Annotated in this window: 21 protein-coding genes; 8 read left to right on the forward strand and 13 right to left on the reverse strand. The window is 75.1% G+C overall.

The annotated features are described in order from the left end of the window. Positions 1–41 precede the first annotated feature (41 nt). Complete coding sequence (locus ACI78Q_RS10900) at positions 42–1,826, reverse strand: FAD-dependent oxidoreductase (RefSeq protein ID WP_456923373.1); 1,785 nt, start codon at positions 1,824–1,826, stop codon at positions 42–44. Positions 1,827–2,090: 264 nt separating this feature from the next. On the opposite strand from ACI78Q_RS10900, the gene ACI78Q_RS10905 reads away from it, so the two are divergent. After that, the gene (locus tag ACI78Q_RS10905; protein ID WP_456923515.1) at positions 2,091–3,260 is read left to right on the forward strand and encodes an LLM class flavin-dependent oxidoreductase; all 1,170 of its coding nucleotides are present in this window, start codon (positions 2,091–2,093) and stop codon (positions 3,258–3,260) included. A 125-nt stretch (positions 3,261–3,385) separates the two neighbouring features. Here the strand turns inward: ACI78Q_RS10905 and ACI78Q_RS10910 are convergent, their stop codons facing one another. Continuing rightward, positions 3,386–4,762, reverse strand: coding sequence for an FAD-dependent oxidoreductase (locus tag ACI78Q_RS10910; RefSeq protein WP_456923374.1), 1,377 nt, complete (start codon positions 4,760–4,762; stop codon positions 3,386–3,388). Positions 4,763–5,030: 268 nt separating this feature from the next. Between ACI78Q_RS10910 and ACI78Q_RS10915 the strand changes: the two genes are divergently transcribed. Next, the gene (locus ACI78Q_RS10915) at positions 5,031–5,876 is read left to right on the forward strand and encodes a cold-shock protein (protein ID WP_456923375.1); all 846 of its coding nucleotides are present in this window, start codon (positions 5,031–5,033) and stop codon (positions 5,874–5,876) included. 48 nt (positions 5,877–5,924) lie between these two features. Here ACI78Q_RS10915 and ACI78Q_RS10920 read toward each other — a convergent pair whose 3' ends face one another. From ACI78Q_RS10920 to ACI78Q_RS10945, 6 genes are all read right to left on the reverse strand, one after another. Continuing rightward, complete coding sequence (locus ACI78Q_RS10920) at positions 5,925–6,971, reverse strand: cytochrome d ubiquinol oxidase subunit II (RefSeq protein ID WP_456923376.1); 1,047 nt, start codon at positions 6,969–6,971, stop codon at positions 5,925–5,927. Continuing rightward, entirely contained in the window at positions 6,968–8,353 is a 1,386-nt protein-coding gene (locus ACI78Q_RS10925; protein WP_456923377.1) for a cytochrome ubiquinol oxidase subunit I, read from the reverse strand. Before ACI78Q_RS10925 ends, ACI78Q_RS10920 begins: the two co-directional genes overlap by 4 nt. 201 nt (positions 8,354–8,554) lie before the next feature. Next, the gene (locus tag ACI78Q_RS10930; protein ID WP_456923378.1) at positions 8,555–8,992 is read right to left on the reverse strand and encodes a hypothetical protein; all 438 of its coding nucleotides are present in this window, start codon (positions 8,990–8,992) and stop codon (positions 8,555–8,557) included. Between the two features lie 7 nt (positions 8,993–8,999). Next, the gene (locus ACI78Q_RS10935) at positions 9,000–10,259 is read right to left on the reverse strand and encodes an FAD-dependent oxidoreductase (RefSeq protein ID WP_456923379.1); all 1,260 of its coding nucleotides are present in this window, start codon (positions 10,257–10,259) and stop codon (positions 9,000–9,002) included. 62 nt (positions 10,260–10,321) lie between these two features. Continuing rightward, a complete protein-coding gene (locus ACI78Q_RS10940; protein WP_456923381.1) occupies positions 10,322–11,737 on the reverse strand; it encodes a tannase/feruloyl esterase family alpha/beta hydrolase in 1,416 nt (471 codons plus the stop codon). A gap of 127 nt (positions 11,738–11,864) precedes the next feature. After that, positions 11,865–12,323 (reverse strand): winged helix-turn-helix transcriptional regulator, encoded by a 459-nt coding sequence (locus ACI78Q_RS10945; RefSeq protein ID WP_456923382.1) that lies wholly within the window; start codon positions 12,321–12,323, stop codon positions 11,865–11,867. Between the two features lie 85 nt (positions 12,324–12,408). Between ACI78Q_RS10945 and ACI78Q_RS10950 the strand changes: the two genes are divergently transcribed. Continuing rightward, on the forward strand, positions 12,409–12,552 hold the full coding sequence (locus tag ACI78Q_RS10950) for a hypothetical protein (protein WP_456923383.1): 144 nt from the start codon (positions 12,409–12,411) through the stop codon (positions 12,550–12,552). 6 nt (positions 12,553–12,558) lie between these two features. Here the strand turns inward: ACI78Q_RS10950 and mug are convergent, their stop codons facing one another. From mug to ACI78Q_RS10965, 3 genes are all read right to left on the reverse strand, one after another. After that, positions 12,559–13,065, reverse strand: coding sequence for a G/U mismatch-specific DNA glycosylase (mug, locus tag ACI78Q_RS10955; protein ID WP_456923385.1), 507 nt, complete (start codon positions 13,063–13,065; stop codon positions 12,559–12,561). Positions 13,066–13,125: 60 nt separating this feature from the next. Further along, the gene (locus tag ACI78Q_RS10960) at positions 13,126–13,335 is read right to left on the reverse strand and encodes a hypothetical protein (RefSeq protein WP_456923386.1); all 210 of its coding nucleotides are present in this window, start codon (positions 13,333–13,335) and stop codon (positions 13,126–13,128) included. Between the two features lie 132 nt (positions 13,336–13,467). Beyond that, entirely contained in the window at positions 13,468–13,983 is a 516-nt protein-coding gene (locus ACI78Q_RS10965; protein WP_456923388.1) for a hypothetical protein, read from the reverse strand. Positions 13,984–14,207: 224 nt separating this feature from the next. On the opposite strand from ACI78Q_RS10965, the gene ACI78Q_RS10970 reads away from it, so the two are divergent. Beyond that, entirely contained in the window at positions 14,208–14,780 is a 573-nt protein-coding gene (locus tag ACI78Q_RS10970; protein WP_456923389.1) for a mycothiol transferase, read from the forward strand. Between the two features lie 114 nt (positions 14,781–14,894). Here the strand turns inward: ACI78Q_RS10970 and ACI78Q_RS10975 are convergent, their stop codons facing one another. Then, complete coding sequence (locus ACI78Q_RS10975; protein WP_456923390.1) at positions 14,895–15,812, reverse strand: YwqG family protein; 918 nt, start codon at positions 15,810–15,812, stop codon at positions 14,895–14,897. A 199-nt stretch (positions 15,813–16,011) separates the two neighbouring features. Here ACI78Q_RS10975 and ACI78Q_RS10980 point away from each other — a divergent pair, with 199 nt between their 5' ends. Further along, positions 16,012–16,848 carry an alpha/beta hydrolase fold domain-containing protein gene (locus ACI78Q_RS10980; RefSeq protein ID WP_456923391.1) on the forward strand — a complete coding sequence of 279 codons (837 nt, stop codon included), beginning with the start codon at positions 16,012–16,014 and terminating at the stop codon, positions 16,846–16,848. 13 nt (positions 16,849–16,861) lie between these two features. Here the strand turns inward: ACI78Q_RS10980 and ACI78Q_RS10985 are convergent, their stop codons facing one another. Continuing rightward, positions 16,862–17,959, reverse strand: a complete 1,098-nt coding sequence (locus ACI78Q_RS10985) for a ScyD/ScyE family protein (RefSeq protein ID WP_456923392.1) — start codon at positions 17,957–17,959, stop codon at positions 16,862–16,864. A 259-nt stretch (positions 17,960–18,218) separates the two neighbouring features. Between ACI78Q_RS10985 and ACI78Q_RS10990 the strand changes: the two genes are divergently transcribed. The 3 genes from ACI78Q_RS10990 to ACI78Q_RS11000 are packed head-to-tail and all read left to right on the forward strand — an operon-like array spanning position 18,219 to position 21,918. Beyond that, positions 18,219–19,313 carry an LLM class flavin-dependent oxidoreductase gene (locus tag ACI78Q_RS10990; RefSeq protein WP_456923393.1) on the forward strand — a complete coding sequence of 365 codons (1,095 nt, stop codon included), beginning with the start codon at positions 18,219–18,221 and terminating at the stop codon, positions 19,311–19,313. Next, positions 19,310–21,079: a sigma-54-dependent Fis family transcriptional regulator gene (locus ACI78Q_RS10995; RefSeq protein ID WP_456923394.1), complete on the forward strand. Its 1,770-nt coding sequence runs from the start codon at positions 19,310–19,312 to the stop codon at positions 21,077–21,079. The genes ACI78Q_RS10990 and ACI78Q_RS10995 overlap by 4 nt, the downstream gene beginning before the upstream one ends. Before the next feature lie 20 nt (positions 21,080–21,099). Then, the gene (locus ACI78Q_RS11000) at positions 21,100–21,918 is read left to right on the forward strand and encodes an SDR family NAD(P)-dependent oxidoreductase (protein ID WP_456923395.1); all 819 of its coding nucleotides are present in this window, start codon (positions 21,100–21,102) and stop codon (positions 21,916–21,918) included. The last annotated feature ends 5 nt before the right edge of the window (positions 21,919–21,923 follow it).

Raw genomic sequence — 21,923 nt, forward strand, 5'->3', positions numbered from 1 at the left:
GGGGACGCAGGAAACCTGCGTCCCCGGCCTCCGGTGGCGACTCAGCGGCCGAGCACGCTCCGCAGCGCCGCCGACAGCCAGTCCCGGGCCTCGTCGGCCGAGGACGGCGCGCCGAGGTGCCGGGCGGCGACGTAGAGGTCGGGCCGGACCAGCAGGACGCCGCCGTCCTCGATCTCGCGCAGCTCGGCCCAGGTGCCGTAGGGGTCCTCGACGGGCCGGCCGGGGCCGATCGACACCGGGGTGATCGTCAGCCCCAGCTCGGTGCCGAGCTCGGCCGCGGCGTCCAGCCACGCCTCCCCGCCGATCCCGGTGACGACGGCGAAGCGGCCGCGGCCGACCAGGTCCAGCGTCGAGGTGCGCACCCCGCCGACGGTGACCCAGGTGTGCGGGATCTTCGCGCCGGGCCAGGTGGTGGCCTGGGCGTACAGCACCGGGTCGCGGCGGTACTCGGGCATGGGCGTCCCGTCGGGGACGACGGCCGACGAGGCGTACCGCTGGTTGTGCTCGACCCCGTGGGCGTCGAACTCGTAGGCCTTGTACGCGATCGCCTCGCGCAGCGCGGTGCGGATCTTCTCGCCCTGCGGCCCCGGCGACTTCCACAGCGCCAGCTGCTCCTGCAGGTGGTCGGCCTCGGTGTGCTCCAGGTCCAGCGCGCTGAGGATCTTGCCGGTGTCGGCGATGCTCTGGTTGGCCCGCTCGACGATCTGCCGGGCGATCGGCGCCCGCTCGGCGTCGTAGCTGTCCAGCAGCGACGGCGCCGCCGTCCCCGCGACGACGTGGGCGAGCTTCCAGGCCAGGTTGTAGCTGTCCTGGATGGAGGTGTTCGAGCCCAGCCCGTTGGTCGGCGGGTGCCGGTGGATCGCGTCGCCGGCGCAGAAGACCCGGCCCTTCGCGATCGTCGTCGCGAAGTGGTGGTTGACCGTCCACGGCGAGCGCGACTTCACGTGCATCTCGAAGTCGTCGGTGCCCACCAGCGCCACGGCCAGCTCCCGCACCACCTCGTCGGTGAGCTCCGGCGGGCCGGCGGCGACCTCGTAGCCCCACATGAGCATCCACTCGTCCCAGGGCTTGATCATGCGCAGCACCCCGAGGCCGACGCCCTCCTTCTCGGCGCCCGGCTGGAGCATCCAGTAGAGGACCGAGGGGCGGTGCGCGACGAACCGGGAGAGGTCGGCCTCGAAGACGATGCTCAGCGCGCCGGCCACCGCACCCGGACCCTCGTAGGGAAGGTCGAGGTCGGCGGCGACCTTGCTCCGGGCGCCGTCGGCACCGATGAGGTACTTGGAGCGGATCGTGTACTCCGCGCCGGAGAGCCGGTCGCGCACCGTCGTCGTCACGCCGTCGTCGTCCTGGACGTGGGAGAGGTACTCGGTGTCGAAGCGGATCCGCGCGCCGCGCTCCTGGGCGGCCTGCACCAGGATCGGCTCGGTGATGGTCTGCGGGGCGTCGAGCATCGTCGTGGGGCTGGCCAGCTCGTAGTCGGCGTGCCGCACGGTGTCGGTGCCCCACGAGGGGATCCGCCCCAGCTCCTCGCCGGCCAGGCTGGTGCAGAACGTCGTGTTGCCCATGTACTGCCACGGCGTCGCCTCGCGCATCAGGCGCTCCTCGACGCCCATGTCGCGCATCGTCTCCATCGTGCGCTGGTTGGTGATGTGCGCCCGCGGGGTGTCCGAGAGCCGCCCGTACTTGGTGACCAGCAGCGTGGAGGTGCCGTAGGTGGCCAGGAACAGGGCCGCCGAGGCGCCGGCCGGCCCGGACCCGACCACGAGGACGTCGACCGCGACGGCCGCTCCTCCCGGGGTGGGCGTCGTCGCGGGGAAGCTCATGGAGGACCTCTTCTCGCACGGGGGATGTCGCGGACACCTGTCCGCAGCACGGCCACCCGATTCCAGTCGGTGCCCACCCGGCGTGTCAACCGTCACAGCGCGTCGGTGGACGACGGCCGCCCGTCCACCCGCCTCGCAGGCCGGCAGCTGTGACCTGCGACATACTCGCCGGGGCCGCGGCCTGCCGCCCCGGCCCCGCAGCCGGCCCTGGTCGCTGCCCTTGGTCCACCGTCGTACCCGGAGGAGATCCCGCCCGTGAGCAAGATGCGCTTCGGCCTGTTCATGCCGCCGTTCAACAGCCCGCCCACCCAGAACGCGACGACCTCGCTGCAGCGCGACGTCGAGACCATCCAACTGCTGGACCGGCTTGGCTTCGACGAGGCCTGGATCGGCGAGCACCACTCGGCGGCCACGGAGATCATCGCCGACCCGCTGACGTTCATCGCCCACGTCGGGGCGCTCACCCGGGACATCAAGCTCGGCACCGGCGTGGTCTCCATCCCGTACCACAACCCGCTCTGGGTGGCCGACCGCGCGATCCTCGTCGACCACCTGCTCCGCGGCCGGTTCATGCTCGGCGTCGGCCCGGGCTCGCTGCCCACCGACGCCGCGATGATCGGCCTCGAGCCCGCCCAGCTGCGCCCGGCCCTGCACGAGGACCTCGACGTGCTGCTGCGCCTGCTGACCACCGAGGAGCCGGTGACGGTGGAGACCGACCGGTACCGGCTGGTCGAGGCCCGGTGCCAGCTGGCCCCGTACCAGGACCCGTGCTTCGAGGTCGCGGTCGCCGCCACCGCCTCCCCCACCGGGCCCACCCTCGCCGGCAGGTACGGGCTGGGCATGCTCTCGGTCGGCGCGACCACCAAGGAGGGCTTCGACGTCCTCGCCCACCACTGGAACGTGCTGGAGGCCGAGGCGGCCGCGGCCGGCCGGCCGACCGACCGGTCCCGGTGGCGGCTGATGGGCCCGATGCACCTCGCCGAGACCCGCGAGCAGGCCGTGGAGGACATCCGCTACGGCTTCGACGCCTTCGTCGACTACACCCAGAAGACCCTCGCGCTGCCGCCGGTCCGCATCCCCGGCGACACCTTCGACGAGCGGCTGGCGTGGCTCGACGAGAGCGGGTGGGGCGTGGTGGGCACGCCGGACGACGCGATCGCGCAGATCCAGCGCCTGGTCGACCAGTCCGACGGCGGGTTCGGCTGCTACATCCTGCTGCAGCACGACTGGGCGAACTGGCAGGCCACCCAGCGCAGCTTCGAGCTGTTCGCCCGCCACGTGATCCCGGCCTTCCAGCCCTCCCAGCGGCGGCTGCTGGCCGCGGAGTCCTGGGCCCGGGGCAAGCACGCCGAGCTCGACGCCAAGAACGGCGCGGCGATCCAGGCCGCGTCCGACCGGTACGCCCAGGAGCGGGCGGCCGCCGGCCAGGCCTGACCCGGGCAGGGGTGCCGCCGGAGGCGCTCCGGCGGCGCCCCTCCCGAGCCACCGAGGAGGCAGCCCGCTCCCACGCCCGGGAGGACGTCCGGATCGAGGACGTCGAGGAGCCCGCGCCCGGTCGCTCAGAGCAGCCGGACGTCGGCCTCCACGGCGTCGAACGCCTTGCGCGCGGCGATGAGCACCGGGTCCCAGACCGGGGAGAACGGCGGGGCGTAGGACAGGTCGAGGGAGAGCACCTCGTCGACGCCCATCTCGTTCCAGATGCAGATGGCCAGGGCGTCGATGCGCTTGGCCGACTCCTCCCGGCCCACGATCTGCGCGCCCAGCAGCCGCCCGCTGCGCCGCTCGGCGATCATCTTGACCCGGATGGGCCGGGCACCCGGGAAGTAGCCGGCCTTCGTCGTGGAGTCGACGGACGCCGTGACGAAGGAGTACCCGGCCGCCTCCGCCTCGGCCTCCGACAGGCCGGTGCGCGCCGCCTCCACGTCGCAGATCTTGGTGATGGCGGTGCCGATGACGCCGGGGAAGGTGGCGTACCCGCCGGCGATGTTGATGCCGACCACCCGGCCCTGCTTGTTGGCGTGGGTGCCCAGCGCCACCACGACGCGCTGGCCGGAGAGCCGGTGGCGGGACTCCACGCAGTCCCCCGCCGCCCACACCCCCTCGACGTCGGTGCGCATGCGCGCGTCGACGGCGACGCCGCCGGAGATGCCCAGCGGGATGCCGGCCTCCTGGGCCAGCCGCACCGCCGGCCGCACCCCGAGGCCCAGCACCACCAGGTCGGCCGGCAGCTCCCGGCCGCTCGCGGTGACCACGGCCCGCGCCCTGCCGTCGGCGCCGGTCTCGATGGCCGCGACCGGGTCGGAGAGCACGAGCTCGATCCCCTCCTTGCGCACCGCCTCGGCGATGAACTCCCCGACGTCGGGGTCGAAGGTGCCCACCGGCGTGGCCGACCGGTCGACGACGGTGACGTCGAGGCCGCGCACCCGGCAGGCCTCGGCGATCTCCAGCCCGATGTAGCCGCCGCCCACCACGACCACCCGGCGGACGCCGCCGCCGTCGAGCGCCGCGCGCAGGGCCACGCCGTCGTCGAGTACCTGGACGCCGTACACGCCGGGCGCGTCGATGCCGGGCACGGGCGGGCGCATCGGGACGCTGCCGGTCGCGTAGACCAGCTCGTCGAACGGCTCCACGCCCGAGCCGCCGCCGGCCAGGTCGCGCCAGTGGACGACCCGGCGGTCCAGGTCGATGCCGACCACCTCGGTGCGCATCCGGACGTCGATGCCGGCGGCCCGGTGCTGCTCCGGCGTCCGCGCGACCAGCGCCGCCTCGGACTCCACCGCGCCGCTGATCCAGTACGGGATGCCGCACGCCGAGTACGACGTCGCCCGGCCCCGCTCGAACACGACGACGTCGAGGTCCGGCCGCCGCTTGCGCGCCTGCGACGCCGCGCTGGCGCCGGCGGCGTCCCCACCCACCACGACCACCCGCTTGCCCACGAGCGCACGGTAGGGGCAGCCGGGCCACCGCGCCGGACGTGCGGACCGCGGCTGCCGGGGTAGGGCCCCCATGAGCGAGCGCCTGGTCGCATGCGCGGGCGTTGCTCGACACCTACGCCGACCAGGAACGGCGCCGGCTGACCTGAGCCTCCGGGCCCGGCGGGGAGATCGGCGCCGGGGCGGGGCAACCGCCCTCCGGGTGGGTAGGGCACCCTGGACGTGGGTGGCGGGACCGACCCGTCGCGCCGGACGACGCAGGAGCAGGTACATGCCGCAGGGCACGGTGAAGTGGTTCAACGCCGACAAGGGCTTCGGGTTCATCGAGCCCGACGACGGCAGCCCGGACGTCTTCGTCCACTTCTCGGCGATCGCCGACACCGGTGGTTACCGCAGCCTGGACGAGGGCCAGCGGGTCGAGTTCGAGACCAGCCAGGGGCAGCGGGGCCCGCAGGCGGAAGGGGTCCGGCCGGTCGGTGGGGCGCCGGGCGGCCGCGGCGGGGACCGCGGCCGCGACCGGGAGGGCAGCCGTGACCGCGACGGCGGCCGGGACCGCGGCCGGCCGTCGTCCCGGGGCGGGGGCCGCAGCACCGGCACGGTGTCGTGGTTCAACGCCGAGAAGGGCTTCGGCTTCATCACCCCCGACGACGGCAGCGCCGACGTCTTCGTGCACTTCTCCGCGATCGCCGACACCGGGGGCTACCGCAGCCTCGACGAGGGCCAGCGGGTCGAGTACGAGGCGACCCAGGGGCAGCGCGGCCCGCAGGCCGAGGACGTCCGCCCCGAGGGCGGGAGCGGCGGCGGGCGCGGCCGCGACACCGGGTACCGCGACTCCGGGTACCGCGACTCGGGCTACCGCGACTCCGGCCCGCGCGGCGGCGGGGCTCCCCGTGGCGGCGGTGGCGGAGGCAGCAGCACCGGCACGGTCAAGTGGTTCAACGCCGAGAAGGGCTTCGGGTTCATCGAGCCCGACGACGGCGGCCCCGACGTCTTCGTGCACTTCTCCGCGATCGCCGACCAGGGCGGTTACCGCAGCCTCGACGAGGGCCAGCGGGTGCAGTACGAGGCCAGCCCCGGCCAGCGCGGCCCCCAGGCCGACTCCGTCCAGGGCATCTGACACCCGGCCCGGCGCGGCGGTCCCGACCCCCGCGCCGGGCCGCCCGCCTCAGCCGGGCGGCGCCTCGGCCGGGCGCCCCGCCGCGGGTGCCGCCGCGCCCTGCGGTGGCGCGCGCTGGAAGAGGACGTAGAGGTACACCAGCGCCGGGAGCAGGAGCAGCGAGCCGCCCAGGAGCGCCACCAGCACCGCGACGAGGGTGGCCCGCCCGCCGGCGGCCTCCTCGATGGTCAGGTCGGGGACGAGCACGTACGGGTACTGGGCCACGGCCCAGCCGACGAGGATCGCGGTGACCGCCAGCGCCGACGCCGCCCGGGCCGGCACGTACCGCCGGGTGGCGAGCAGGCCCAGCGCGGCCAGCCCCGCGGCGACCGACAGCGCCACCACCGGCAGGGCCCGGCCGGTCAGCCCCTCGAACAGCAGCGGCGCGTCGGCCCGCAGCACGAACAGCCCCGCGATGCCGGCCGCGCCGGTCACGGCGGCCGTACCCAGGGCGCGGGTCCGGAACTGCGAGGCCAGCTCGTCGGCCCCCTCGCGCCGGGCGTCCGCGCAGAGGAAGACCGCCGCCAGGTAGGCGCAGACCAGCACCGCCAGCACGCCGCCGAGCGCGGACGTCGGGTTCACCCAGCTGGTGAGGACGTCGCCGGCCGCGATGCCCGGCGGCACCCGCCCGGAGGCCACCCCGCCCACGACCGCCCCGAGGAAGTACGGCGTGGCCAGCGACGACAGCGCGAAGCACGCCCCGAGGAAGCGGCGCAGGCCGAGGGTGTTCACGCTCTTGCGGAAGGCGAACGCCGCGCCGCGGGCGATCATCCCGAACGCGGCGAGGGTCAGCGGGATGTAGAGGGTGGTCACCACCGCGGCGAACGCCCCGGGGAACGCCGTCCACAGGACGACGAGCACGAAGATCAGCCAGACGTGGTTGGCCTCCCAGATCGGGGCGATCGAGCGCTCGATCAGGCCCCGCTGCGGGCCGCCGCGCCGGGTGCCGCCGGCCAGCAGGTCCCAGATGCCGGCCCCGAAGTCCGCACCACCGAAGATCCCGTAGGCGATCAGGCCGACGAACATGACGCTGAGCACCGCGTCGGCCAGCGTCATCGCACCGCCATCTCGCCGGCGTCCCGATCCGGCGGCGGGGCGTCGCGCTCCTGCGGGGCCGGGGTGGCGGAGCTGCGTGCCAGGCGGCGCAGCACCACGACGGTGAACGCGGTGAGCAGCACGTAGACGACGACCACGGCGTAGAAGCCGAGGTAGAGGCCGGGCGCCGGGCTGACGGCGTCGGCGGTGCGCAGGATGCCGTACACCGTCCACGGCTGGCGGCCCACCTCGGTGGTGACCCAGCCGGCCTCCATGGCGACGATCGCGGCGACGCCGGAGACCGCCACCGCGCGGAGGAACCACGGGGTGCCGGGCAGGCGCCGGCGCCGCCACCACACGAGGCCGAACCACAGGGCCAGCAGCAGCAGCGCCGTGCCGAGGCCGACCATCACGTCGAAGGCCAGGTGGACCACGTTGACCGGGGGCCGCTGGTCGGGCGGGAACTCCGCCAGGCCGGTCACCACGCCGTCCGGGTCGTGGTGGATGAGCAGCGACAGCCCGTTGGGGATCTCCACCGCGTAGCGCATCTCGCCGTCGACGAAGACGCCGCCGATGGACAGAGGCGCCCCGGCGGTGGTCTCGACCAGCCCCTCCATCGCGGCCAGCTTGGCCGGCTGGTTCTCGGCGACGGTCTGGGCGATCCAGTCCCCCACGACCACTTGCACGGGCGCGGCCACGGCCGCGAACGTCAGCGGGAGCAGGAGCCCGGCGCGGTGCCGGGCGTCGCGCCGGCCGCGCAGCATGCCGACGGCGTAGACCGACGCGACGGTGAAGCCGGTGACCATGTAGGCGGCCAGCAGCATGTGCACCACCTGGGGCCAGGTGGACGGCCCGAACATGGCCGCCCACGGCCGCGCGTCGACCACCCGGCCCGCGTCGTCGAGCCGGAACCCGGTCGGGTTGTTCATCCACGCGTTGGCGGCGACGACGAAGAACGCCCCGGCCATGCCCGAGACGACCATCGGGAGTGCGCTCGCCATGTGCGCCCGGGGCGGCAGCCGGTCCCAGCCGAACAGGTAGACGCCCACGAAGATCGCCTCGATGAAGAAGGCGAACCCCTCCAGCACGAACGGGAACCCGTAGACCTCGCCGAACCGGTCCATCAGACCCGGCCACAGGATGCCCATCTCGAACGACAGCAGGGTGCCCGACACCGCGCCGGCGGCGAACAGCACGCCCATCGCCTTCGCCCACGTCCGGGCCAGGCCGCTCAGGACGGCGTCCCCGCGCCGGTGCCCCAGCCACTCGGCGACGACGGTGATCAGCGGGAACGCGACCCCGAAGCAGGCGAAGACGATGTGCCAGCCCAGCGACAGGGCCATCTGCATGCGCGCGGGGTAGAGGTTCTCGGCCGCATCGGCCAGCAGTACCGAGGGATCCACGACGCGGCTCCGCTCTGGGCGTCCCGGGTCTAGCGTCGGGTGATGACGATGCCACCGCCCCCGGCGCCGCAGCCACCCTCGCCGTCACCGTCGCCGATGGACCCCGTGTCCCCGCCCGGCCCCGCCCCGGTGCCGCAGCCGGGCCCCACCGACCCCACGGCGCCCCCACCGGAGCAGCCGCCGCCGGTCTGAGCAGGGTCGTCAGGGGCCGCGGTCACCGGTCCCCGGTCGGACCGGCAGCCGGAACGCCAGGACGGCGAGCGCCACCGCGGCCAGCGACACCAGGCTCAGCGTGACCGTCTGCAGGACCTCGTCGCTGGTCGACTCGAGCACGTGCACGTGCTGCTGGTGGTAGAGCTGGTGCGGCAGGTAGGCCACGACGGCGGCCAGACCGGTGGCCCGGGCCAGCCAGACACCGCCGGTCAGCAGGGCCACCAGCGCCACGACGCCCACGGCGAGGTTGCCCTGCCCGACGTCGCGCAGCAGGTGCTCGTTGTACGGGCCGTCCACGTCGACCCAGTGCCGCCCGAAGCCGGGGAAGTCGCGGAAGAAGGACGCCGGGGCGAGCGCCTGCCAGGCGCCGACGGTGAGGCCGAAGACGGCGAACCAGGCCAGCAGGCCGGTGACCGTGCGGCGCACCGGGCGTTCAGCCGTTCGCCGCGCGCGCCACCGCGGACCGGCCCCGGGCCGCCGCGGGGGCGTGCTCGGGCAGCACGCCGATCCCGATGACGCGGGCCGGCAGGCCCTGCAGCACCGGGTGGCGGGCGAGCACCCGCAGCACGCGGGGCGTGCCGACCGCACGGTCGCCGGCCAGCACCCGGCTCAGGAAGCGGGTCTGGATCTGCCGCTGCAGGAACTGGGTGACGACGGTCGGGAGCAGCCGCCGCCGCCGCACCCGGGCGAGGTCCCGCGGCCGGACCGCGCCGCTGCGCAGGGGGCCGGCCAGCAGGCGGGCCGCCGCGGCGGCGTCCTGGACGGCGAGGTTGATGCCGACGCCGCCGATCGGGGACATCGCGTGCGCGGCGTCCCCGACGATCAGCAGCCCGGGCCGGTGCCAGCGCCGCAGCCGGTCCACCCGCACGGTGAGCACCCGGACGTCGTCCCACCCGCCCAGCGCGGCCACCGCGGCGGGCATCGCCGGCAGCAGGCGCGCGAGGTCGGCGCGGAACGACTCGAACCCGGCCGCCTGCAGCCGGGCGTAGCCGCCCTTGGGCACGAGGTACGCCGACTGCCAGTAGTCCCCGCGGTCCAGGAGGATCAGCAGCCGGCCGCGGGTGACCCGGCCGGCCCCGCCGAACTGCGGGCCCCCGTCGCCGGGGAGCTTCGGCAGCCGGGTCCACAGCACGTCCATGGGTGCGCCGAACTCGCGCAGCCGCAGGCCGGCGGCCGCGCGCACGGTCGAGTGCCGGCCGTCGGCGGCCACGGTCAGCGTCGCGCGGACCTCGTGCTCCGCCCCGTCCGGGGTCCGGTACCGGACGCCGCGCACCGCGCCGTCCTCGACCAGCAGGCCGACCACCTCGGCGTCCATGCGCAGGCCGAAGGACGGCAGCTCCCGCGCGCGGTCGGCGAGGAAGTCCAGCAGGTCCCACTGCGGCACGAAGGCCACGAAGGGGAACCGACCGGGCAGCCGGCCGAAGTCGGCGAGGACGAACGTGCCGTCGTCGGTGGTCACCCCGAGCCGGGTGACCTCCTGGTGGGGTAGCCGCAGGAACTCGTCGGCCAGGCCCAGCTCGTCGAGCAGCCGCAGCGTCGAGGGGTGGACGGTGTCACCGCGGAAGTCGCGCAGGAAGTCGCCGTGCTTCTCCAGCACGACGACGTCGACCCCCTGCCGGGCCAGCAGCAGGCCGAGCACCATCCCCGCCGGGCCGCCACCGGCGATGCAGCAGGTCACGGACTCGACGGCCATCGCGGCCTCCCCTCGCCCCGACCAGCGTCGACCAGTGACCGCGGCCGGGGCAAGGGAGTTCGTCAGCGGCCGGGCGGCAGGACCAGTCGGGTGCCCTCGGCGCGGGTGAAGCTGGCCGCGTCGTCCGGGTCACCCTCGCCGGTCCAGCGGGCCACCCCGGGGTAGGCGTAGACCGGGCGGGTCTGGGTGACCTCGCCGTCCTCCGCCGTCCGGACGGCGCGGATCTCCTCCGGGGCGGTGCCCTGCTCGACCCACGCGACCAGCGCCTCGAACTGCCCGGTCGGCTGCGGCCCGGCCCCGCCGCCGCAGTGCCCCACGCCGGGGGCGAGGAAGAGCCGGAGGAACTCGTCGGTGCGCTCGTCACCCATCCGCGCCCGGACCCGCTCGTGGTAGTCGACGGTGCCCTGGAACGGGATGCCGAAGTCGGCCGCGCCGTGCCACAGCAGGGCCTTGCCGCCGCGGTCGGCGAACGCCGACAGGTCGGGGTCGTCGGCGGCGAGGACGGCGGAGTACATCTCCACCGACCGGTCGAAGTAGGCCTCGAACGCGTCGTGCGTGAGCGTGCGCCAGTCCCAGGCCGGGTCCTGCTCGAGGAACAGGCCGATCCACCACAGGTCGAAGACGAACGGCTGCCCGACGAGCTCGCCGTCGACGACCGCGGTGTCGTGCAGCCCGGCGAACGGGGCGCCCGGCGCCAGCCCGTACCAGAGGAACCCACCGTCCCGGCGGCGCGGGCCCTCGCCGATCCGCCGGATGACCTCCACCTCGGCGGCGGTCAGCTCGCCGTCCGGGGTGGGCAGCCCGACGAGCGCGTCGAGGTCCGGACGGGCGGCCAGCGGGTCCCCCACCACGCGGTCACGGACGCCGTCGCCGACGGGGTCGCACTGCTCGACGATCGCGTCCAGCGCGGCGGCGAACTTGGCCGCCGACACGAAGGTGCCCGACTCCAGCATCACCAGCTGGCCCCAGATCTGGCCGACCTGCATCCGCGGCCAGTTGATGGCGGGCGCGCCCGAGAGGACGCCGTCGTAGTCACCCGGGTACCGCTGGGCCTCCATCAGCCCCTGCCGGCCGCCGGTCGAGCAGCCGTTGAAGTACGAGTACGCCGGCGCCTCGCCGTAGTAGGCGGTGACGACGGCCTTGGCCGCGACCGTCATGTCGTGGATGCCGAGGTGGCCGAAGTCCCGGATCGCCTGCCAGTCCAGCCGCCCGCGGGCGTCGAGGGCGAAGGACGCGGTGCCGTCGGCGTGCCCGGCGTCGGTCGCGGCGCACGCGTAGCCGGCCCGCAGCGGGTCCAGCAGGAACTCCGGCGAGCCGCCGAGGAAACCGCCCCCGCCGACGCCCTGGAACCGCCCGTTCCAGGCCTCGGCGGGCAGGTGCACCCAGACGGTCACGCGGTCACCGGCCGGCGGGTGCGTGACGGTCAGCTGCACGCGGCAGGACGCGGGCGTCGTCGCGTCGCCCGGGTGGTCGACCACCGAGTCGACGGTCGTGTTCGGGAGCGACAGCGAGGCGAGACGGCGAGGGTCCCCAGAGGCCGGCATGCCCTCGACCCTGGCAGCGGGCGGTGACCGGCGTCACGCCGGCTTCCGCCCGCGGGAACGGTCAGCCGGCCGGCACCCGCGGCACGGGCCGCACCTCGCGGGCACCGGCCAGCTCGTGCCCGGCCTCGCAGACCAGGGCCAGGTGCACCGGCTCGCCGCAGTCGCGGTGCCGCAGCTCCAGCGGGGTCTCGCCGTCCTCGGCGAGGTACCGGTCGCCCCACTCCATCAGCGCGACCAGCGTCGGGTAGAGGTCGACGCCCTTCTGGGTCAGCCGGTACTCGTGGCGCTGCCGCTCCCCCTCGGCCTGGTACGGCACCCGGTGCAGCACGCCCTGGGCCACCAGCGTGGCCAGCCGGTCGGTGAGCACCGCCCGCGGGGCGCCGAGCACCCGCTGGAAGTCGGCGAACCGGCGCACGCCGAGGAACGCCTCGCGCAGCACCAGCAGGCTCCACTTCTCCCCGACGACGGCCAGCGTGCCGGCGACCGAGCACCGGGACCGGTCCCACACGGCTTCGCTCACGGCCTCAGCGTACCCAGCTGAGTTCACTTGACGAACCTCTTCGAGCGGAGCAGAGTTCACTTCGCAGACTCAGGAGGTGGACGTCATGTCCCGACTGCTCACCCGGCTCTCCGCACACCGCCGGACCCGGGCCCGCCTGCGCGAGGAGCGCGCCTTCGCCCGCGCGCTCGGCACCGCCCCGACGACGGAGTCCGCGCACGAGCTGCGCTCGCTGGCCACCCGCTGCTGACGCCGCTCAGGCCGGCGGCCGCAGCTGCCGGTAGATGCGCGCGAGGTCGGGCAGCTGGTGGTGGGCGTTGAGCCCGCTCGGGTTCGGCACCACCCACGTCACCGCTCCCCCGAGCCGCTCCTCCTGGCGACCGGCGACCGCCCGCGGCCGGTCGAACGCCTGCCGCCACGCGGTGATGCCCAGGACGGCGAGCACCCGCGGCCGGTGCCGGGACACGAGCTCGGCCAGCGCCACCGCGCCCTCCCGCAGCTCCTCGGGAGTCAGCTCGGCGGCGGCACGGGTGGGCCGGTCGACCAGGTTGGTCACGCCCAGCCCGTAGCGGAGCAGCTCGCCGTCCTCCTCCGGCCTCAGCCGCCGCGGCGTCAGCCCCGCCAGGTGCAGCGCCGGCCAGAACCGGTTGCCGGGACGGGCGAAGTGGTGCCCGCGCGCCGCCGACACCAGCGAGGGGTTGATGCCGCAGAACAGGACGTCGAGGTCGTCGGCCACCACGTCGGGCAGCGGCTTGGCCGGCACCCGGCGGAGCCTAGGTCTCGTCGGGCGACCACGCGCGCCGCGGCTGATGCCGGCGTCCCCCTACGGCGACACGGATCGCTCAGGGCTCGCGGGGTGTCGCCTCCGCCGGCGTCGCGCCAGGACCAGGAGCAGTTCGGCGACCATCGACCCCACGAGGACGACGGCCGCCCAGAGCCACTCGCCCTGAGCCAGCACGGTGACCGCGCCGATGGTGCCCGCCACGCCGAGCAGGAGCGTGGGCCGGTCGACGGACGCCTGGGGCCGGGTCACGCCGGCCATGGTCTCCCGAGATCACTGCCGCAAGCCGCCGTCAGACACCTGAACGGGTGGCAGCCGTCCCCGCGGGAACGCGGAGCAAGGCCAGGGGGGTGGGCCTACGCCGAACCGTCCGAGATCGGGCCCCTACGGACTACCGGCTCCGTGGTCCGCGCCGGAGTCGTCCTGCGCATCCTCTCTGCGGCCAGCGGACCTCGCCCTCCGCGCGCGGTGGAGGGCCACGACCGCAAGGGAGATCTGGAGGAGCCCGATGGGCGAGACGAACCCTCCCCAGAGCGGAGACCGTCCAGGGAAGACCACGCCGCGCTTCCATCCAGCCGCCGCCGGGGACAGCGTCAGGTAGAGGAGGCCCGCGATCGCGGCCCGACGCGGGATGCGCTCGCGCCTCCATCGCCGCCACTGCGCTGGTCGCCGGCGGAAGTAGTGGGCGATCCCCAAGGCGACGAGCCCGTTGCCCAGGTTCATCAAGCCCGGGCCGGCCGACACCCCCGACCGGCCGCGCAGGCGACGCACGATCGGGACAGCGACTTCTGCGGGCGTGCCGAACAGCGAGACCGCTCCCACCGCTACGACGTAGGGCTTGATCTCGTCGAGGACAGCGGCTGTCGACGGATCGAGCGGTGCACGCTCTCCCTGCGACACGGCCCGACCGTAACGGCTGGAACGAGCCGCGCGACCGACTGCGGCCTCGGAGGCAACCGCGCCCTGGGGCCGCTTCGCGGCCAGCCGGCCCGGTGTCCCTGAGCGGCCCACCCAGGGACACATGCGATGCCAGATGACCAGTCGCAGAGCGGAGCATGGCTGGGCCCCGACCCAGACGGGTCCGTGTGTCTCGGAACTCGGCCGGGCCGACTAGCCTCCGCTTCGTGACCGATCCGGCGGACGTGCAGACGTGGTCAGGACCCCCGCTCGCTGGCGACGAGACCACGACACTGCTTGGTTCTCTGGAACGCCAGCGCGCCACCTTCGCGTGGAAGACCGGAGGCCTGGACACCGCGGGCATGCGGAGGACTGTCGGCGCGTCGGCGATGACTCTGGGCGGGTTGTTGAAGCACCTGGCCTTCGTGGAGGCACTGACCTTCTCCACCAAGTTGCTCGGCCGCAGCCCGGGGGTCCCGTGGGAGACGGTCGACTGGGACGCGGACCCCGACTGGATCTGGCGCACTGCCGCGGAGGACACCCCTGAGGAGTTGCACGCCCTGTGGCTGGACGCGGTGGTCCGCTCGCGGGCTGCGGTCGCGGAGTTGCTGGAGGACGGCGGCTTGGATCGCATGGGCTCGGGGTGGCCGGACGGTGAGGTGGCCAGCCTGCGTCGTCTCCTGATCGACCTGATCGAGGAGTACGCACGGCACGTCGGCCATGCGGACCTCATCCGCGAGTCGGTGGACGGCCTCGTCGGGGAGGACCCGCCAGCCGGACGCCCGCACGCTGTCGTGTGAGGGCACAGGCCATGGACCGCCGCCCTGGCCCGTGAGGTCCCAGACGGCGACCCTGAAGCCGCCTTCACGGCGAGCCGGCCGGTGTCCCAGAGCCGCCCACTCAGATCTCCGCCTTCAGTCGGTGCGGGTGATGCACCACGCTCGGTCGAAGCGTCGCGCGACCAGGTCGCTGTCCCGCATCCACACCTCCAGGGCGGCGGCGTCTCCGAACCAGCCGCTCAGGTGGGTCCACGACTCGATGTCCAGCACGAGCCGGTAGCCGTCGCCCTCCTGGACGGGCAGCACCTCGCGCAGGATCCGCAGAGCCGGCGCGGTCGAGTTCTGGCTGTACCCGTAGACATGGGTCACCGTCGTGGGCGGTGCCTCACGTGACTGAGTCCGCTGGTACGTCCAGGCCCGCTGGAACTCCTCGGCGACGTGCGCCGCGGCCCGGTTCTGCCCGCGATCGGTGAGGAAGTCCCCCGACGGTCGACTGCTCCAGCCGGGAAGCAGCATCCCCGCCTGGCAGGCGTCCGTCGGCGTGTCGAGGTCGGCGGGCGGTTCGGCGAGACCCGGCCGCTGCGGCTCGGGCACCCAGCGCACCAGCCAGCCACCCGCGTCCCCGTCGGTCGCCTCCCAGCCGTAGGTGTCGACCAGGTCGTGGAACACCTCCAGGTAGCCCTCGGTGGGTAGTCCCTCGCGAGGCTCTGGCCAGGCCGCCTTGCCTTCCTCCTCGGCCGCGGCCCAGGCCTCGTACAGCGACACCGAGGCCACGTGCGCCAGCGGCCTGCCGTCCGGTCGGCGCGGCCACTCGTCCAGCGGCAGCAGCGCCGGCCCGCCGAGCCAGGAGACCCACCCGCCCCACCGCCACTCCCGAGCCAACCCGGCCCGACCCGGACGGAAGCCCTGCTCGGTGAACACCGGGGACCAGGTGATGTCCCGGGCGAGGGCCGTCGTGTCGAAGGGCAGGCCCGCAAGCCACTCGTCGACCGCCAGCCACGACATGTTGATCGGGGCGAAGTCGTCGTCCGGAGGATGCCATCTGCGGGCCACGCCGCTCATCATCGCGACGTCTTCCCGCCGGTGGCCCACAGGCCGCCTTCAGGACGAGGCCCGTGTGCGGCCCGGTGCCCTCGACGCCCCGGCTCCGCATGGCCCCAGGCGTCTGCCTCCGATGCTCCGGCCCCGCCCCCGGAGCCACCGGCGGACCCGGCAGACTGGCCGGACCCCGTCCCCTCCTCCCGGGAGCGCCATGTCCACGACCGCTGTGTCCGTCACCCGCGACCTCGTCTACGCGCGGCCCGGCGGCGTCCCGCTGCACCTGGACCTGTACGTCCCGGCCACTCCGGAGCCGGCGCCGGTCGTGGTCTACCTGCACGGCGGCGGCTGGCTGCGCGGGTCGCGCACGGACCGGGCCGCCGAGCGGCTGCAGCCGGTGGCCGCGGCCGGGGTGGCGGTCGCCGCGGTCCAGTACCGGCTCAGCGGGCAGGCCACCTTCCCGGCCCCGCTGGACGACGTCCGTGGGGCCGTGCGGTGGCTGCGGGCCGAGGGCGCCCGGTTCGGGGTCGACGCGACCCGCGTCGGCGCGTGGGGAGCCTCCGCCGGCGGGCACCTGGCTGCGCTCGCCGCGCTGTGCGCCGACGCCCGGGACGCCGAGCTCGGCGACAGCTCGGTGCAGGCGGCGGTGACCTGGTTCGCCACCACCGACCTGCTCGCGCGCGCGACCGACGTCCCGGAGGGGCCGCTGCCGCCGTTCGTCACCGGGCCACCCCTGGAGCCGTCCTTCGAGGCCCGGCTGCTGGGGCTGCGGAACACCTCCGACGACCCGGAGCTCGCCCGGGCCGCCAGCCCGCTGACCCACGTGCGGGCCGGCGCCCCGCCGTTCCTCGTCGTCCACGGGGACTCCGACGGCCTGGTGCCGGCCACGCACAGCCGCCGGCTGGTGTCGGCGCTGCGCGCGGCCGGGGTGCCGACGTCGTTCCACCTGCTCGGCGGGGCCAACCACGAGGACCCCGCCTTCGACAGCCCCGCCGGCCTGGGTGCGGTGAGCGGCTTCCTCCGCGCCGCCCTGACGAGCCCGCCGCAGTAGGGCCGCCGGCCGGCTACCCGGCGGCCTCGAAGCTGTCGTCGCCCACGCGGACGACCTCACCGCGTCCGGCCAGGCCGACGAAGCCGGCGACGCTCCACGCCGAGGCGTAGAGGGTGCCGTCCTCGACCAGCAGCCCGCTCGGCATCGTCACCTGGGAGTAGGTGCGCTCGCCGTCGGTGTCGACGCGGACCACCCGGCCGACCGTCGCCGGGTCGAAGCCCGGTCCCGGCATCCCCGCGGGCATGCCCTCGAGCAGCTCGGCGACGTAGACGTTGCCGTCGCGGTCGACGGCCACACCCGCCGCGGACGTGAAGTCCTCCAGCACGTCGACGACGTCCCCGTCGGAGTCGAGCACGTACACCCGCGCCGCACCGGCCGCCTCGCCGCCCAGTGTGCTCACGTAGACGCGCCCGTCCGGGCCGCGCGCCAGACCGGTGGGGACGGGGTCGCAGCCCACCGTGCCGGGGTTGTTCGCCGCGTTCTCGCAAGCCGGGACGTCGGTCACCACCGGCGGCACGAAGAACGTGCTGACCTCGCCGGTCTCCCGGTCCACCGACAGGACGTCGTTGGCCCCGGCGTCGGCGACCAGCACCCGCCCGCGCTGGGCGAGCACGGCGAACGGGTTGGACAGCGAGTCCACCGGCGCGCCGTCGACGTACTGCGTCTGGCCGTCGGGGTTGTGCTCCAGCTCGTAGGCCAGCGTGTCCACGGTGCTCACGATCGTGCCGTCGGTGTCGGTGATCACCAGCCCCGGGCCGCCCTGCCCCACCGGCGGGGGCTCGGCCGGCGGCGGCACCCCGACCTCGGGCGGGCCGGGCTCCCCCACCGCGATGTAGATGCGGTCGCGCCGCTCGGCCACGCCCTGCGGGTTGACCAGCCCGGTCACCACGGCCTCGACCGCGCCGGTCTCCGTGTCGACCGACGACACCTCGCCGGTCCCGGACTCCGCGACGAGCAGGCGCCCGGCCCCGTGGTCGGCCACCGCGCGGGGCCCCTCCAGCCCGCCCGCCACGGTCTCGATCCCGCCCTCCTGCGCACCGGCCACGCCGGCCTGGGCGGCCAGCAGCGCCACGGCGGCGGCGCCGACGACGGCGCTCCGACAGGTCCTCATGGGTCCCCCTCACACTCGTGGGCGCAGGGGACGGTAGGCGCGCGGCCGGGCGCGACGGAACGGCGCGTTCCGCGAAGGCGCTGTTCAGGGCGCGTGGCGTCGCCGCTGGTAGTCGCACCGGTCGAGCGGGGTCCGCGCAGGACGTCGAACCCCGCGGTCTCAAACTGAGACGATGCGCCGGCCGATCTCCCCTACCGTCGCCCGGGGATGACCCGCGTCACACGGCGGCGGGCGACCGGACGACCAGGAGGCGGACGCAGTGCAGCTGGGCATCGGGATCAACCTCGGCTTCGGGAAGCTCGACCCCGACGTCACGGACCAGGAGATGTACGCCGGCGAGGTCGACCTCGCCGTCCGGGCCGAGGCGCTCGGCTACGACGCCGTCTGGGCCGTCGAGCACCACTTCGAGGACTACTCGCTCTGCCCGGACAACCTGCTGCTCCTGGCCAACGTCGCCGGCCGCACCCAGCACATCAAGCTGGGGACCGGCGCGGTCATCGTGCCCTGGAACGACCCGCTGCGCGTGGCCGAGAAGGCTCTCATGCTCGACACCCTCTCCGGCGGGCGGCTGCTGCTGGGCCTGGGCCGCGGCCTGTCCCGCAAGGAGTACGTGCCCTTCCGCATCCCGCTGGACGAGACCCGCGACCGCTTCGACGAGGCCGCCCCGATGATCTTCGAGGCGCTGGAGACCGGCGTCATCGAGGGCGACGGGCCCTTCTACCCGCAGCCGCGCGCCGAGCTGCGCCCCCGGCCGCGCGCCTCCTTCCGCGGCCGCCGCTACGTCGTCGCGGGCTCGCCGGACTCGCTGGTCATGGCCGCGGAGCTGGAGGCGCAGATGATGTCGTTCATCGTCCGGCCGGTGCCCGCGCTCATGCCGAACTTCACCACCTACCGCGAGCTGTTCGAGGCCGAGCACGGCCGGGTGGCCCCGCCGATCTCGCTGAACGTCAACATGTACTGCCACGAGGACGACGAACTGGGGCGCGAGCGCCACTTCCGGTACGTGAACCGCTTCTTCCTGTCCAACGTCGACCACTACGAGATGGCGGGCACGCACTTCGCCACCACCAAGGGCCACGAGCGCTACGCCGAGAGCGCGGCGTACTTCCGCGAGATCGGCGTGGAGAAGGCGGCCGACGACTACGCGGCGACCGCGCTGTGGGGCAGCCCCGAGCGGATCCTCGGCCAGATCGAGGAGATCCGCGACGTCCTCGGCGACTACGAGCTGGTCGTCGCGCCGTGCTTCGGCGGCATGCCCTACGACCAGGCGCAGGCGAGCCTGGAGCTGTTCGCCCGCGAGGTCATGCCCAAGGCCCGCGGGATGCGGCGCGCACCGGAGGTCGCGGCCGCGTGACGACGGCGCCCTCCTCCGCCGGCGGTCCGCGGGTGCCGCGGACCGCCGCGGAGTGGGACGCCGTCCGCGCGGCCAAGGAGGACCTCCTGGCCCGCGACCCGTTCACGCTGCGCCCCGCGGACGCCCCCGGGGTGCGCCCCGAGGTGGTCCGGTCGTGGCGCCGCTCGCTGCTGGCCGGTGTCGACCCGGCCGCCACCCGGTTCCCGGTCGACGAGGGCCCCGCCCCCGGCACCCGCCTGGCGGCGGTGGCCCAGCCGATCCTCGACCGGCTGGCCGACCAGATCTCCGACCTGGGCTCGTGGGGGTTCCTCACCGACCGCACCTGCCGGTTGCTCACCACCGTCGTCGGGGAGCTCCCGCCGCCGGGCCGCTTCCAGGAGATGGACCTCCGGCCGGGCACCGTCTTCGCGGAGGACGTCATCGGCACCAACGGCCTCGGCTGCGCGCACGAGGAGCAGCGGCCGTTCCTCATCTCCGGCACCGAGCACTTCCGCACCGACAGCGAGGTGCTCACCACGACCGGCGTGATCATCCGCGACCCGTTCACGCGGCGGTACGTGGGCACGCTCGGGGTGCACTGCCGGCGGGAGTACGCCTCGGCCGCCGTCCTGCCCCTGGTCGTGGAGATCGGCCGCTCCATCGAGGCACAGCTGCTGGCCAGCCGCAGCGACGGCGAGCGGGAGTTCTTCGACGCCTACCTGCGCGTCGCCCGCCGCAGCCGGGGTGCCGTCGTCGGGGTGACCTCGCGGTTGTGCGTGGTCAGCACGCGCGCCCGCGAGCTCGTGCACGAGGCCGACGAGGAGCTGCTGCGCCGCCTCGCCGAGGAGACCGGCCCGGGCGGCCGCACCGTGCGGCGCCGGCTGGCCGGCGGGACGACCGTCGAGGTGTCGGTGCTGCCGGTGGAGCAGCCGCGCGGGGAGTACGCCGCCGTCCTGGTCCTGGAGCCGGTCGGGGAGCAGCCGGAGCGGGTCCCCGACGGCCTGCCCCGGACGGCGGCACCGGCGGACGTCCCCGGCCGGCTGGCCCGGGCGCTCGCCGCCGGCACACCGGTGCTGCTCACCGGTGAGCGCGGGACCGGCAAGCGGCACGCCGCGCGGACGGCGTTGCGCGCGGACGGCGGCGACACGGTCGAGCTCGACGGCGCCCTGGCCGCCCTGGACCCCGACGCCTGGCTGCGCGCGCTGGTCGCCGCGGTGGACGGCGGCCGGCCGGTGCTGCTCGGCCACGTCCCGGACCTGCCCGCCGCGCTGGCCCCCAGCGTCGCCGACCTGGTCGCGCGGGCGCGCGGCCCCCTCGTCGGCACCGCCCCCGAGGACCGCGGGGCCGGCGCGGTGCGGCTGCGCGAGGCGTTCCCCGTCGTCCTGCCCGTCCCGCCGCTGCGCGAGCGGCCCGGCGAGCTGCCCGGGCTGTGCCGCGACCTCCTCGCCTCCCTCGCCGAGCGGGACGGCGGGCCGGCGACGCTGGCGCCCCGGGCCGAGGCGGCCCTGCTCGCCGGCGACTGGCCGGGCAACGTCCGCCAGCTGCTCCAGGTGCTGGCCACCGCCCGGGTGCGCGCGGCCGGGCCGGAGATCGGCCTGGAGGACCTGCCCGCCCACCACCGCCGCGCGCCGGCCGGGCGGCCGCTCGGCGAGCTCGAGCGGCTGGAGCGCCAGGCTCTCGCCGTGGCCCTGCGCGAGGCCGGCGGCGACCGCAACGCCGTCGCCGCCCGGCTCGGGATCTCCCGGGCCACCGTCTACCGCAAGCTCAAGCGCTACCAGCTGCACTGACCCCGAGGGAAGGACGACGTGTGACCCGCACCGTGGAGTTCGCCGGCACGACCGCCGTGGTGACCGGAGGCGCCTCCGGCATCGGCCGCGGCCTGGCCCGGGCGTTCCTCGACGCCGGTTGCTCGGTGGTGATCGCCGACGTCGACGAGGCCGCGCTGGCCGCCACGGCCCGCGAGCTGGGGGTGCTCGGCGTCCGCACCGACGTGACCGACCCCGACAGCGTCGCCGCTCTGGCCGACCGGGCCGTGGCGGAGTACGGCGAGGTGCACGTGGTGTGCAACAACGCCGGGGTGGGGCCGTTCGGGCCGGTGTCCGGGCTGGGCCTCGACGACTGGCGATGGGTGCTCGACGTCAACCTGTACGGGGTCGTGCACGGCATCCAGGCGTTCCTGCCGGTGCTGGAGCGCAACCCCGACTGGGGGCAGGTCGTCAACACGTCGTCCCTGTCGGTGCTGGTCACGCCACCGAACGTGGCGCCCTACGTGGCCAGCAAGGCGGCTGTCCTCGGCATCAGCGAGGTGCTGGCCGGCGAGCTGGCCGCCGCCGGCTCCCGCGTCGGGGTCACCGCCCTGCTGCCCGGCGCGGTGCACAGCAACATCAAGACCAGCCTGCGGACCCGGCCGGCCACCGGGGACAGCGGCCTGTACGACGTCGACCTCGAGGAGACCGGCCGGCTGCGGTTCATCGAGCCCGAGGAGGTGGGGGCGATGGTGGTCGAGGCCGTCCGCGCGAACGACCTCTACGTGGTGACCCACGGGGAGTTCCGCGACCAGGCCGCCGGGCGCGCCGCCCGGGTGCAGGCCGCCTTCCCGCCGGCGCCGGTGCCCGCCGCGGGCTGACCCCG

This window comes from Geodermatophilus sp. SYSU D00705 (assembly GCF_054050135.1).